Here is a 12,597-nt window from a genome sequence, read left to right as displayed (position 1 = left end):
AAAATAAACGCTTCGGAATCCGATTATTTATACACAAATCCTTCCCAAATTACTAATTCAGGAACAGGATTGTATACCGCTATAACGATTTATAAAGACGAAATAATAGCTATTTATAAAGGAAAAATTTTAACCGAAAGTGAAGCTAAAACTAAAGCTGATAAAGGAAAAGATAAATATTTTATAAATCTTCTTGATGGAACTATTTTAGATTCGATGTCTATAAAATGCTTTGCAAAATATGCTAATGATGCAACTGGTTTTTCTAAATCCGATTTCAAGAATAACTCTAAAATTGGTTTAGATGAAAATGAAAATGTTTGCTTAATCGCTACTAGGAAAATAAAACAAGGAGAGGAGGTATTTTGTAACTATGGTAAGCGTTATTGGAACAAACACAAATGAAGCGTAAAAAAATCACAGACACACTTTAATTCTTTTTACCTTTTACTTTGTAACTTTGTAACTCTGAACCTCTGCAACTAAACAAATGAACTTCCAAGTACAATCCGATTACAAACCCAAAGGCGACCAACCACAAGCAATTGAAAAATTGACTCAAGGAATTATCGATGATGAAAAATATCAAACTTTACTAGGAGTTACAGGTTCTGGAAAAACATTTACGGTTGCCAATGTGATTCAAGAAGTGCAAAGACCAACTTTAGTTTTAGCTCATAACAAAACGCTAGCAGCACAATTATACTCAGAATTCAAACAATTTTTCCCCAACAATGCGGTCGAATATTTCGTTTCTTATTACGATTATTACCAGCCAGAAGCATTTATGCCAGTCACGGGCGTTTTTATTGAAAAAGATTTGTCTATTAATGAGGAGTTAGAAAAAATGAGAATGTCAACCGTTTCGTCTTTACTTTCCGGACGACGCGATATTATTGTGATTTCTTCGGTTTCTTGCTTGTACGGAATTGGAAATCCCGTAGAATTTCAAAAAAATGTCATTCCGATAGAAAAAGGACAAATTATTTCGAGAACTAAATTATTGCATCAATTGGTACAAAGTTTGTATTCTCGAACCGAAATGGATTTTACTCCCGGAAATTTCCGTATCAAAGGCGATACTGTCGATGTTTATCCGAGTTATGCCGATGATGCTTTTAGGATTCACTTTTTTGGTGATGAAATAGAAGAAATTGAAAGTTTTGATGTAAAAACAGCTCAAGTAATCGAAAAATTCGAAAAATTGACCATTTATCCTGCCAATATGTTTGTGACTTCTCCCGATGTTTTACAAAATGCCATTTGGGAAATTCAGCAAGATTTGGTTAAACAAGTCGATTATTTTAAGGAAATTGGTAAACATCTCGAAGCAAAAAGATTAGAAGAACGAACCAATTTCGATTTAGAAATGATTCGAGAATTGGGTTATTGCTCAGGAATAGAAAATTATTCACGCTATCTGGACGGAAGAAGTACAGGAACGCGACCATTTTGCTTATTAGATTATTTTCCAAAAGATTATCTGATGGTTGTCGACGAAAGTCATGTCACGCTTTCGCAAGTACACGCCATGTATGGTGGCGACCGTTCCCGCAAAGAAAATTTGGTTGAATATGGTTTTCGATTGCCCGCCGCAATGGATAATCGTCCGTTGAAATTTGATGAGTTTGAATCCATGCAAAACCAAGTCATTTATGTGTCGGCAACGCCAGCGGATTACGAATTACAAAAAACCGATGGTGTTGTCATCGAGCAAGTTATTCGTCCCACAGGATTATTGGATCCAATTATTGAAATTCGTCCGAGTTTAAACCAAATTGACGATTTAATCGAAGAAATTCAGGTTCGTGCCGAAATTGACGAGCGTGTTTTGGTCACGACTTTGACCAAAAGAATGGCCGAAGAATTGGCGAAATATTTAGCAAAAGTAAATATTCGTTGTCGTTACATTCACTCAGAAGTAGACACTCTGGAACGAATAGAAATCATGCAAGATTTGCGAAAAGGGATTTTCGATGTATTAATAGGTGTCAATTTGCTTCGTGAAGGTTTAGATTTACCCGAAGTTTCCCTGGTTGCCATTCTCGATGCTGACAAAGAAGGATTTTTAAGAAGTCATCGTTCATTAACCCAAACAATAGGTCGTGCGGCAAGAAACTTGAATGGAAAAGCGATTATGTATGCTGATAAAATTACGGCAAGTATGCAAAAAACAATCGATGAAACAAATTACCGTAGAGAGAAACAAATTAATTTTAATACTGTAAATAATATTATTCCTCAAGCATTAAACAAAAAGATAGAATCTGCTTTTACCAAAAATTCTTTGGTCGATTTCGAATTGGGTTATACTTCTGGAAACATGGCAGCTGAGCCAGAAACCGAATATCTAAGCAAACCGGAAATCGAAAAACGCATTCGTGAGAAGCGAAAAGCCATGGAAAAAGCGGCGAAAGATTTAGATTTTATGCAAGCTGCGAAGCTGCGAGATGAGATTAAAGCTTTGCAAGAAAAGATTTAACAAAATAGCATTGAAACTAATATAACTCCAAAATGTTCAATAGTTTTATATCAAATTATTACTCCAAACATAATTAATGAGTTCTACAGAAGTTTTAGAGTTTGTTTTTTGTCTCAAATTTCGTTTGTGATTCTCTACAGTGTGGTATGATAAAAACAGTTTCTCCGCTATTTGAGGACTATTTAACCCTTTTGCCATTAATTTTAATATTTCTTGTTCCCTTTTTGTAATGTTTGGTAAATCAACATTAACCAATTTCATTTCATCATCTGCAATATTAAAATAGATGTTTTGATTATCGATTTTGTCTGTAAGTGTCATCAGAATTGGTTTTTCTTTGAAACTTAAATGTGATAAATCGGTAATCATAATTATTCCACAAGTAGTTCTGTCAAGATTATTAATGTATAAACCGGGCATTTGAATAAGTACCCAACGATATTCATTTGACGCATTTAGCATTCTAGCGTAAATGTTTACTCTAACGTTTGCTTGTCGCTCTGCAGGTAATTCTTCTATTTTTTGAACAGCAAGATTAAGAGCTGACAATACGTAAAAACTATCATCTGTGTGAAGGTTTTCGGCTAATAAAAGTGCTGTGCCGTTCGTCCATTTTTCATGGTTAAACGGAGTAAGTTCCCCAATGTTTTGACTTGCAGCAACGATTTTCATTTCATGGTTGTTTCCTATAAACCAAAAATAAGGACCAACAGCATAAGTAGAGGCTTCGTCTATTTGCTTCTGAAAAAATGCCTCATAATTATCAATATTTAATGGATTATCATTTTTAGCAATTTCATTAAAATCTTCAACTGATAAAGGATTCAATATATTCATTTTTCGTTTTTTTTAAGTAAATAAAAACTTCTATTGTGTTAAATAATGGGGTTAAATATACTAAAAATGACAGATATCTGCTATTTCAGTAACCTTAATTATTTATGAATTTTACAAAAAAATATTTGTTTAAACAATTATTTCAGTCGTTATAAAATCTATTAAGAAAAATCAAAGCATCAAACTTTAAAGCTCAAAAACTATGAAAACAAATTTTAAAAAAACAAGTTCACTTTTAATCGTATTATTTTCAATTGGACTACAACAAGCCAATGCACAAAATGAAAAAGGAGGATATGTTAATGTAAATACAGGTTACAGTATGGGGACTGGTCAGCCAAATACAGCTGCTGCTTATATTTTGCAAATTCTTAATGCGACTGAACCAAGTGCAACAACATCAACACAAGAAATTGCTAAAATTAATCTAGGACAAGGATTTAATGTAGGTGCGACTTTTGGTTATATGTTTAACAAAAATATTGGTTTAGAACTTGGTGCGAACTATTTGATGAGTAGCAAAACTAATACTACTAATACTAGTTATTCAGGAGATTATAGAAACAACGAAATTTCTGCAAAAATGATACAGATAAAACCAGCTATTGTTTTTAGAGGTGGTTACGACAAAATAAATCCGTATGCAAAATTAGGAATGGTTATTGGTTCAGGAAAAATGATTCTTGAAAGTGATTACAAAGATGGCGGAGATACATATAACACAACATTAGAGCTTAATGAAGGTACTCCAATTGGTTTTCAAGGGAGTTTAGGAACGCTTTATAAGATAAACGAGAAGTTTTCGCTGTTTGCTGAATTAGATTTGATAAGTCTTTCTTATGCACCAAAAAAAGGAGAATATACTAAATTTGTCGTAAATGGTGCCGATGTTTTATCATCAATGTCTGTGGAAAACAGGGAAATAGAATTTGTAGATTCGTTTACCAACACAGGTGTTTCCTCTCCTTCAACACAACCAAGTAAAGCCCCAAAAGTACCTTTCTCTTTTAGCAGTTTCGGATTGAACATTGGCTTGCAATATAATTTTTAAAAACAACCAATTAAATTTAATAATCATGAAGATAATAACAAAAGTACTATTTGTAGTGACTACAATTTTATCACTTGCAATAACAAGTTCATGTTCCCCAGAAGATGGAAAAGATGGAATAAACGGAACAAATGCATCAATTGCAAATACAGGATTTCATGTGATACCACCTGAAACATTTGACCAAAGTATACCAAATATAACTTATACCAAAGTACAATTTGGCGTCGAAACAACCGATGATATGAATGCCTTCAATACAACAACAAGTGAATTAACAATTCCTCAGAACGGGTTTTATCATCTTTCAGTAACTTTAAAATTCTATACCGCATTGCCAGACAACTCTCCAGTTGTAGTTCAATTACGAAAAAATGGATGGCAGTTTAAATCTTTTAGTCAACGATTAGGCGCAGTACCCAGTATAAATATTAATGGCGATTTTAGTCTAAATGCAGGTGACGTGATCACTGTGTTTATTTTTCAAAATACAGGAGTTGCACAAAGTTTAGATAGAGTAGCAAACAATACTTATTTTACGGGATACAGAGTTTATTAATATGTAAAACGAAAACAATTAAAAAACAATAATTATGAAAACATTAAAAAACATATTCACAATTTTAGGAATTATAATTTTTACCATTTCTTGTTCTAACGACGATGAGCCAACTCCTGAACCAGTTCCCGCTCCAGTTCCAGGAAGCAATCAACATTATTCGATGGTAACTTCTGGATATTATCATTCATTAGCTATAAAAACTGATGGAACATTATGGTCATGGGGAAATAATAGTGCTGGACAATTGGGCTATGCAACCACTACAACCGCTGGTGTAAAATCTCCTAATCAAATTGGATCCAGTACATGGAAAATCATAGCTACGGGAGGAAGTTTTAATTTGGCAATAAAAACCGATGGTACACTTTGGGGTTGGGGAATTAACGATTTTGGAAACCTAAATGATGCGACAATTGGCTATAAAACACTTCCATTTCAAATGGGAACAGCAACAAACTGGCGGGCTATTGCTGCAGGTTTATCTCACACACTTGCAGTAAAAACCGACGGGACGCTATGGGGTTGCGGTTTGAATAATAATTACCAATTGGGCGACGGAACACAAACAACCATAAGAACACTAACACAAATAGGATCAGCAACCAACTGGAAAGAAGTGGTAGCAGGGAACTCTTTTAGTATTGCTATAAAAACGGATGGTACTTTATGGAAATGGGGCACATTACAAGGTATTACAATGACTCCAACACAAATTGGCACAGCAACCAACTGGAAATACATTTCGGCTGGAGACAATCAAACTTTAGCTATAAAAACGGACAATACATTATGGGTTTGGGGAAACAATACTGGTGGGCAATTAGGTGATGGAACTACAAATCCCAGAATAGATCCAGTTCAATTAGGAACAGCTACATGGAAAACAGCTTCAAGCGGAAGAGGGACAACACTTGCGGTAAAATCTGACGGGACTTTATGGTCATGGGGAAATGGAACTTACGGACAATTAGGAGATGGTACAAATGCAAATAATATGACACCACATCAAGTAGGAGTAGAAACCAGCTGGAATACAGTGTACACAACTCTACAACATTCGTTGGGAACAAAAACGGACAATACTCTATATGGTTGGGGAAATAACACAAATAGCCAACTAGGAGACGGAACAACAGGTCCTTCTTATAGTCCAAAAAGAATTTAATCTTTAAAAAATGAAAACACTAATAATTAGTATTTTTAGCATATTAACTATTGCTGCACAAGAGAGAAACCCTTTTTATATTGGTCATAGTTTGGTAAATTTTAATATGCCAGCTATGGTTCATGGTATGGCAGTAGATGCAGGAAAAACAACGCATTACGGGAGTCAAGTGGCTAACGGTTCGCCTTTACATATAAATTATAATAATTATGCAACTGCACAAGGAACACCGTATCCATCTGCATTTCCTGCGGGTAATTACAATTCCCTAATAATTACTGAGGCTGTACCATTACAACCTCATTTGTCTTGGAGCAATACATACTTATATGCTAATAATTTTTATTCATATGCTAATAATAATTATAACCCTATAAAGTTTTATATTTATGAAACTTGGCATTGCAAAAATTCAGGAATCCCACAACCTACGCCAGGTTTTGAAACAGGTTGCGAATGGGATACTACAACCAACAGCAATACTTTATGGCACCCAAGATTATTATTAGATTTTCCACTTTGGTCGGGAATTGTAACACATGTTCGCAACCAAAACCCCACAGATACTGAAATTTGGATGGTTCCTGCGGGACAAGCATTGTATAACCTTACCACACGTATAAATGCAGGACAAGTACCAGGAATAACAAGTTTTACAAATCTTTTTTTAGATGATATTCATCTAACAAATGCGGGAAATTATTTTGTAGCCTGCGTTATGTATGCAAGTATATATGGTGAATCACCTGTAGGATTAAGTCAAAATTTGAATGATATGTGGGGTACGCCATTTACTAGTATGCCAACTAATACACAAGCCACAATTATGCAACAAGTAGCATGGGAAACAGTTACAAACTTATCTAGTTGGACTGGGGTTTCAAACTTATCAAACATTGACTTTGTAAAAAACAATCTTTCAATATATCCTAATCCTGCAAAAAATACAATAAATATTGAAAGTATAGAAAATGAAGCGATTCAAAAAATAAAAATAAATGACTTTTTAGGAAAAACTGTACAAATAGAAAAATCAAATTTAAAAACTATTAACATCGAAAATTTAGCCCAAGGAATATATGTTATTGAGGTTACTATTGCTGGAAAAGTATTTAAAAATAAATTTATAAAAAATTAAATATGAGAACAATTTTCACCTTATTAGGACTATTTATATTCGACTTTTCAAACGCTCAATTTATTGAAAAATTAGCCAAGAAAACACAAAAAACATCTGAAAGAGCGATTGAAAGGAAAATAGAACAAAAAACAACGAAAACCACAAATGATGGTATGGATGAAGTTTTGAATGCCAAAAAGGAAACTTCAAAAACAAACACTGATTCTTCTGATGAAATAACTTCTAAAACAAAAGCTTCAAAAAAAGATTCCGATTTTATTTCGGGAAACAAATCGATTTTTGAAGAAAAATTTAGTAAAGAGATTGTTGGAGATTTTCCAGTAAATTGGTTTACAAATAGTAGTGGAGAAATTACAAATATCAGTTCAAATAAATGGTTGCAATTATCAGATAAAGGAAGTTTTTCTCCTATGAATGTTTCAAAATTACCTGAAAATTTCACTTTCGAATTTGATGTAACTACAACCGATAATTTTAATTTTTATTCAACCCCATTAAATGTTGTTTTTACAGAAAAAAAATCAAAAGCTGATGATATTTGGAATACTACTTTAAAACGAAAAGAAGCTGTTGTTTTTAACGTACATCCTGCAAATTCATTATCTGGAACAGGTAGGAGTGAAATTTTTGTGATTTCTGAAAAAAAAGAAATTATAAAAAATAAAGTTGACATTCCTGTTTTTAACAAAAATAAAAATAAGGTAAGAGTTCAAATTTGGAGACAAAAAAATAGATTTAGAATGTTTATTGATGGAAAAAAGTTTTGGGATTTGCCATCAGCATTTCAAGAAGCAAATTACAACCAGATTATCTTTTTTATTGGAACTTACAAAAAAACCGTTGACAAACTATTTATTTCCAATATAAAACTAGCTGAAGCCGTTGCAGATACTCGTCATAAACTAATAGAAACTGGAACTTTTATTACAAACGAGATTTTATTTGATTCTAATAAAGCTTCTATAAAACCATCGAGCAAAACGGTTTTGGATGAATTAGGAAAAGTACTTTCAGAAAACACGAATATTAAAATTAGTATTACTGGTCACACTGATTCTGATGGGAATGATGGCGAAAATTTAAAATTATCTGAAAAAAGAGCGCAAAGTGTATCCGATTATTTTGCTACAAATTTTGGTGTTCAAAAATCGAGAATGACCAATTTAGGAAAAGGAGAATTAGAACCTATTGCCGACAACAAACTAGAAGAAGGAAAAAAACAAAACCGAAGAGTCGAATTTAACATTATTAAATAATCCCAATTTATTTAAAAATCAATAAAAAATTAATACAAATTATTATGAAAACAACAATTATAAAATCAATATTTACCCTATTTCTAGTAGCAACAAGTTTAGTGTCGTGTAATGACAATGATGATGTTGTAAGTCCGCCACCACCTCCTGGTTTACCCGAGTTTTTATATGCCGAAGGCGGTGCTCCTAGTATGTCGACCGTGACGACACCATATGCAAATGCTTCGTCGGGTAATGTTTTTGGAGTAAATACGGGAACAACAGTTATTGAAATAGATTTACCATATTTACTAATTGGCTTATATCCGATTAATGCTACAAATACATTTACCTATTTTAAACCCGGAACAGCTATTACTTGGACAGGATATACGGGAAATGTAACTATAACCAGCAATACTGATAATAAATTATCTGGAACTTTTGATATTAATTCTGGTAACGGAAGTCCAACCATAAATGAGGTTCATGGTAGTTTTACAAACATTGTAATTAATCCTTAAAAATAAGTTAGTTAATTTAACTGCTCCTGAAAAGCGCAAATTAATTTTTCGGGAGCAATTACTTGACTTGGAGAATCTTCCATGAGTTTTAGAATTCGTTTCATGGCAAAAGGGTTTAATCCCATCGTAATTCCCATTTCGTGAATCGCTCTTTTTTCTCTTTTGTGTAAAACTCCGTCGCAATGCATGAGCAATGCCAATCGGTAAAAATGAATAATTCTGCTAAATTCATCTTTAATAATTACATATTCATTCCTTTTATTAAATAACTCTAAAAAGGTTTCTTTCTCAATTTCCAATTCTTCAGAAATTAGAAGTAAAAAATCGTATTCTCTATTGTGTAATTCGCCATCAATAACTGCAAAAGAAATCATTTCTGATAATAAACTTATTTTTTCTTGATAAGAGTTCATAACTAAATACCGGCTAAAAATTCTTGAAAATATGATACTGGTTTCAAATCTATTAATTCGTTTCTATGTTTATCAAAAAAAGTATAATCTAAATCATCAATCGAAGTAATAGCGTTGAAAACTTCTGGTAATTTCTCTTGTTGTTTTTTATATATAAATCCCAATCCGTGGTCTGTGTTAAGAACAAAAGCTGATAATTCTGGATGATTTTTTCTAATGTAAACGATAGTTTTCCAAACATCACCATTCCAAATATTTTTCCAATCTTTATGATTTTGTAAATCTTTACGCGCATCATCGATAGAATGAGCAGGATAAGCCGCTAATTCGTCAAGAGGATTGCAATCATGCAAAACTATAATCCCTTTTTCGTTAAGATGTTTTAAAGTATTTAAAGTGTCTTGCAACGATTGCTTATAAGTATGAAGACCGTCAATAAAAGTTAAATCGAGTTTATTTTGTGATAATAACGTTTGATTGTTAGTAAAAAAATCATCACTAGTAACTTCAAAATATTGGTTTTTGAAATTAGCCGAATTTTTAATTCCAGCTTTTAACTTTTTCCATAAATTAAAATTAAAAAAAGGATCTACGGCAAACCTATTTTTAGGACCTACAATGTTAAAAAGGCATTTACCTCTGTTCACACCTATTTCTAGATAATTTACAACATTTTTCTTCTTAATTATAGCATTCAAAACTTCAATTCGTGTCATCTTTTGGTCTTATTTTATTTTTTTATAAAAGTAATGCAAATATAAACAAATCCAAATATTCCTTTTCTGTCTTTACATTTGAATTTAGTCCAATATAATAATTACCTTTGAAAAATAAATAGATAAAGATGACAAATAACGATATTTTCAAAAAATTACGTGTTGCGCTAATGTTGCGTGATGACCAAATAGTAGAAATCTTAGAATTAGTAGATTTTAGAATTTCAAAATCAGAAATTGGTGCTTTTTTTCGTGACGAAAAGCACGAAAACTATGTAGAATGTGGCGATCAGATTTTACGTAATTTCTTGAATGGGTTGGTTATACACTTGCGTGGAACTAAAGAAAATCCTAAAAATCCAAAAGATGTTTTAGCAAAACACAAAGCAGAAATTCCTGCGAGAACTTCAGAAACGCCTAAAAAGGAATTTAAGCCTAAAACCGATTTTAAGAAAAACCCTGCTTCAAAAAACAAAAAAACAGAGCCAAAAGTTCAGGTTATAGAGAAAGTAAGGTTTAATAATGGTAAGGCTAAAAAATAATAACTGTTATTGATTAATATAAAAATAAAAATCCCGTATCGTTTTTTGGAACGATGCGGGATCTTTTATTTAAAGATAAATTGATTACTCAGGTCTAAACTTTACAATAAAAGTATATTCTTTGCCTGGCGTCATGGTTTCTCTAGCAATTTTTTTGTAATTCAACTGCTCAATTATATGATTTTTGAAAATAATATTGTCTGTTCCCACTTGCAATACAATCAATTCATTATCTGAATTTACCATTGCAGTAAATTTAATTCTCACTGCTCTTTCGAATTCATCGTTGATACTCAATGGCCCTAATAATTTAGAAATTTCTTTTATTGCTTTTGGATAATCATCGACCGGATTTACCTCTTTTGCCGAAACAAAAGTTACATTCATAATTACAACAACAAATAACAAGATTAACTTTTTCATGATTTTTTTTCTTTTTAGATTACATGTCAAAATTAAGAAAGAAATGAAGCTAAAAAAGTGTTTACCAATTACTTAACCTATATTTAAAATTGACTGGTGTAAGAAAAAAGCTTAAATAAAAATTCATCAATAAAAAACATAAATGCTTAACAGACTCTTAAATTTTGAGTATTTAAATTACATTTCACATAATTTCAACATAAAGAAGTTGGAAACATTAAATTAAAACATATTAATAAAAGCTTAAAAATTTACATTGTAGTAACAAAAAAACCTCAGCAAATGCTGAGGTTTTTGATATAATAAGATAAAAATCTACTTCTATTTGCTTAAAGCTGCTTTTACCTGGTCTGCGGCTTCTTGAAATTGTACAGCAGATAAAATTGGCATTCCAGAATTGTCTATTAATTCTTTTGCGATTTCAGCATTAGTTCCTTGCAAACGAACAATGATTGGTACTTTTATAGCATCTCCCATGTTTTTGTAAGCATCTACAACACCTTGTGCAACACGGTCACAACGAACGATTCCTCCAAAAATGTTAATTAAAATTGCTTTTACATTTTCATCTTTTAAGATAATACGAAAAGCAGTTTCAACACGTTTAGCATCGGCAGTTCCTCCTACGTCTAGGAAATTTGCTGGCTCGAAACCTGCATATTTAATCAAATCCATAGTTGCCATAGCAAGACCTGCTCCGTTTACCATACAACCTACAGTTCCATCAAGATCTACATAGTTTAAACCTACTTCTTTTGCTTCAACTTCGATAGGATTTTCTTCACGAATATCACGCATATCAGCATATTTCGGCTGACGGTATAATGCGTTGTCATCTATATTTACTTTGGCATCAACTGCCATAATTTTGTTGTCAGAAGTTTTTAGAACTGGATTAATTTCAAACATTGAAGCATCAGAACCAATATATGCATTGTATAAAGAATCGATAAATTTTACCATTTCTTTAAAAGCATTTCCAGAAAGACCTAAATTGAAAGCAATTCTTCTTGCTTGAAAAGCTTGTAAACCAACTGCTGGATCTATTTCTTCGTTATATATTAAATGAGGTGTATGCTCTGCAACTTCTTCAATATCCATTCCACCTTCGGTAGAATATACAATCATGTTACGTCCAGTTGCTCTGTTTAATAAAACCGACATATAAAACTCTGAAGTTTCACTTTCTCCTGGATAATATACATCTTCTGCAACTAAAATTTTGTGTACTTTTTTTCCTTCGGCAGAAGTTTGAGGTGTAATTAATTGCATTCCAATAATTTGACCTGCAATTTCCTCTACTTGCTGTAAGTTTTTGGCTAATTTTACTCCACCACCTTTTCCGCGTCCACCTGCATGAACCTGCGCTTTAATAACATGCCAACCTGTACCAGTTTCTGCAGTTAGTTGTTTTGCAGCAGCAACCGCTTCTACTGGGCTATTGGCAACGATTCCGCGTTGAATGCGAACTCCGTAGCTAGCTAAAATCTCTTTTCCTTGATATTC

Annotated in this window: 14 protein-coding genes; 9 read left to right on the top strand and 5 right to left on the bottom strand. The window is 32.4% G+C overall.

Annotation, left to right across the window (positions count from 1 at the left end):
• Both ACH2BG_RS12510 and uvrB read left to right on the top strand, forming a co-directional pair.
• Positions 1-405: SET domain-containing protein-lysine N-methyltransferase (locus ACH2BG_RS12510; protein WP_395048028.1), on the top strand; the 405-nt coding region annotated here is incomplete at its 5' end.
• Between the two features lie 85 nt (positions 406-490).
• The gene (gene uvrB, locus ACH2BG_RS12505) at positions 491-2,482 is read left to right on the top strand and encodes an excinuclease ABC subunit UvrB (RefSeq protein WP_395048027.1); all 1,992 of its coding nucleotides are present in this window, start codon (positions 491-493) and stop codon (positions 2,480-2,482) included.
• A 45-nt stretch (positions 2,483-2,527) separates the two neighbouring features.
• Here the strand turns inward: uvrB and ACH2BG_RS12500 are convergent, their stop codons facing one another.
• Entirely contained in the window at positions 2,528-3,319 is a 792-nt protein-coding gene (locus ACH2BG_RS12500; protein WP_395048026.1) for a response regulator transcription factor, read from the bottom strand.
• Between the two features lie 202 nt (positions 3,320-3,521).
• On the opposite strand from ACH2BG_RS12500, the gene ACH2BG_RS12495 reads away from it, so the two are divergent.
• From ACH2BG_RS12495 to ACH2BG_RS12470, 6 genes are read left to right on the top strand one after another with little or no spacing between them, the layout of a single operon-like run.
• Positions 3,522-4,370 carry an outer membrane beta-barrel protein gene (locus ACH2BG_RS12495; protein WP_395048025.1) on the top strand — a complete coding sequence of 283 codons (849 nt, stop codon included), beginning with the start codon at positions 3,522-3,524 and terminating at the stop codon, positions 4,368-4,370.
• A 25-nt stretch (positions 4,371-4,395) separates the two neighbouring features.
• Positions 4,396-4,929, top strand: a complete 534-nt coding sequence (locus ACH2BG_RS12490; RefSeq protein WP_395048024.1) for a hypothetical protein — start codon at positions 4,396-4,398, stop codon at positions 4,927-4,929.
• Positions 4,930-4,963: 34 nt separating this feature from the next.
• On the top strand, positions 4,964-6,097 hold the full coding sequence (locus ACH2BG_RS12485; protein WP_395048023.1) for an RCC1 domain-containing protein: 1,134 nt from the start codon (positions 4,964-4,966) through the stop codon (positions 6,095-6,097).
• Between the two features lie 10 nt (positions 6,098-6,107).
• A complete protein-coding gene (locus tag ACH2BG_RS12480) occupies positions 6,108-7,235 on the top strand; it encodes a T9SS type A sorting domain-containing protein (protein WP_395048022.1) in 1,128 nt (375 codons plus the stop codon).
• Between the two features lie 2 nt (positions 7,236-7,237).
• Positions 7,238-8,494 (top strand): OmpA family protein, encoded by a 1,257-nt coding sequence (locus tag ACH2BG_RS12475; protein WP_395048021.1) that lies wholly within the window; start codon positions 7,238-7,240, stop codon positions 8,492-8,494.
• 44 nt (positions 8,495-8,538) lie between these two features.
• Positions 8,539-8,997 carry a hypothetical protein gene (locus ACH2BG_RS12470; RefSeq protein WP_395048020.1) on the top strand — a complete coding sequence of 153 codons (459 nt, stop codon included), beginning with the start codon at positions 8,539-8,541 and terminating at the stop codon, positions 8,995-8,997.
• Positions 8,998-9,008: 11 nt separating this feature from the next.
• On the opposite strand, the gene ACH2BG_RS12465 is transcribed toward ACH2BG_RS12470, so the two are convergent.
• Together ACH2BG_RS12465 and ACH2BG_RS12460 are read right to left on the bottom strand one after the other, a co-directional pair.
• Positions 9,009-9,371 carry an excinuclease ABC subunit B gene (locus tag ACH2BG_RS12465; protein WP_395048019.1) on the bottom strand — a complete coding sequence of 121 codons (363 nt, stop codon included), beginning with the start codon at positions 9,369-9,371 and terminating at the stop codon, positions 9,009-9,011.
• A 41-nt stretch (positions 9,372-9,412) separates the two neighbouring features.
• Positions 9,413-10,126 carry a class I SAM-dependent methyltransferase gene (locus ACH2BG_RS12460; RefSeq protein ID WP_395048018.1) on the bottom strand — a complete coding sequence of 238 codons (714 nt, stop codon included), beginning with the start codon at positions 10,124-10,126 and terminating at the stop codon, positions 9,413-9,415.
• A 128-nt stretch (positions 10,127-10,254) separates the two neighbouring features.
• Here ACH2BG_RS12460 and ACH2BG_RS12455 point away from each other — a divergent pair, with 128 nt between their 5' ends.
• The gene (locus ACH2BG_RS12455; RefSeq protein ID WP_395048017.1) at positions 10,255-10,668 is read left to right on the top strand and encodes a DUF1456 family protein; all 414 of its coding nucleotides are present in this window, start codon (positions 10,255-10,257) and stop codon (positions 10,666-10,668) included.
• Positions 10,669-10,752: 84 nt separating this feature from the next.
• Here ACH2BG_RS12455 and ACH2BG_RS12450 read toward each other — a convergent pair whose 3' ends face one another.
• Both ACH2BG_RS12450 and sucC read right to left on the bottom strand, forming a co-directional pair.
• Complete coding sequence (locus ACH2BG_RS12450; protein WP_395048016.1) at positions 10,753-11,091, bottom strand: hypothetical protein; 339 nt, start codon at positions 11,089-11,091, stop codon at positions 10,753-10,755.
• A gap of 321 nt (positions 11,092-11,412) precedes the next feature.
• A partial coding sequence (gene sucC / locus ACH2BG_RS12445) for an ADP-forming succinate--CoA ligase subunit beta (RefSeq protein ID WP_395048015.1) occupies positions 11,413-12,597 on the bottom strand: 1,185 nt, incomplete at its 5' end.

It is taken from the genome of Flavobacterium sp. (assembly GCF_043779715.1).
In the GTDB taxonomy this organism is placed as follows: domain Bacteria; phylum Bacteroidota; class Bacteroidia; order Flavobacteriales; family Flavobacteriaceae; genus Flavobacterium.
Note: the sequence above shows the minus strand (reverse complement) of the source record. Positions and strands in the feature narration are given on the sequence as shown.

Excerpts from the sequence above, each read along its gene's own strand:
- uvrB (WP_395048027.1), top strand. The coding sequence starts at position 491 with ATGAACTTCCAAGTACAATCCGATTACAAACCCAAAGGCGACCAACCA.
- ACH2BG_RS12500 (WP_395048026.1), bottom strand. The coding sequence starts at position 3,319 with ATGAATATATTGAATCCTTTATCAGTTGAAGATTTTAATGAAATTGCT.
- ACH2BG_RS12495 (WP_395048025.1), top strand. The coding sequence starts at position 3,522 with ATGAAAACAAATTTTAAAAAAACAAGTTCACTTTTAATCGTATTATTT.
- ACH2BG_RS12490 (WP_395048024.1), top strand. The coding sequence starts at position 4,396 with ATGAAGATAATAACAAAAGTACTATTTGTAGTGACTACAATTTTATCA.
- ACH2BG_RS12485 (WP_395048023.1), top strand. The coding sequence starts at position 4,964 with ATGAAAACATTAAAAAACATATTCACAATTTTAGGAATTATAATTTTT.
- ACH2BG_RS12480 (WP_395048022.1), top strand. The coding sequence starts at position 6,108 with ATGAAAACACTAATAATTAGTATTTTTAGCATATTAACTATTGCTGCA.
- ACH2BG_RS12475 (WP_395048021.1), top strand. The coding sequence starts at position 7,238 with ATGAGAACAATTTTCACCTTATTAGGACTATTTATATTCGACTTTTCA.
- ACH2BG_RS12470 (WP_395048020.1), top strand. The coding sequence starts at position 8,539 with ATGAAAACAACAATTATAAAATCAATATTTACCCTATTTCTAGTAGCA.
- ACH2BG_RS12465 (WP_395048019.1), bottom strand. The coding sequence starts at position 9,371 with ATGATTTCTTTTGCAGTTATTGATGGCGAATTACACAATAGAGAATAC.
- ACH2BG_RS12460 (WP_395048018.1), bottom strand. The coding sequence starts at position 10,126 with ATGACACGAATTGAAGTTTTGAATGCTATAATTAAGAAGAAAAATGTT.
- ACH2BG_RS12455 (WP_395048017.1), top strand. The coding sequence starts at position 10,255 with ATGACAAATAACGATATTTTCAAAAAATTACGTGTTGCGCTAATGTTG.
- ACH2BG_RS12450 (WP_395048016.1), bottom strand. The coding sequence starts at position 11,091 with ATGAAAAAGTTAATCTTGTTATTTGTTGTTGTAATTATGAATGTAACT.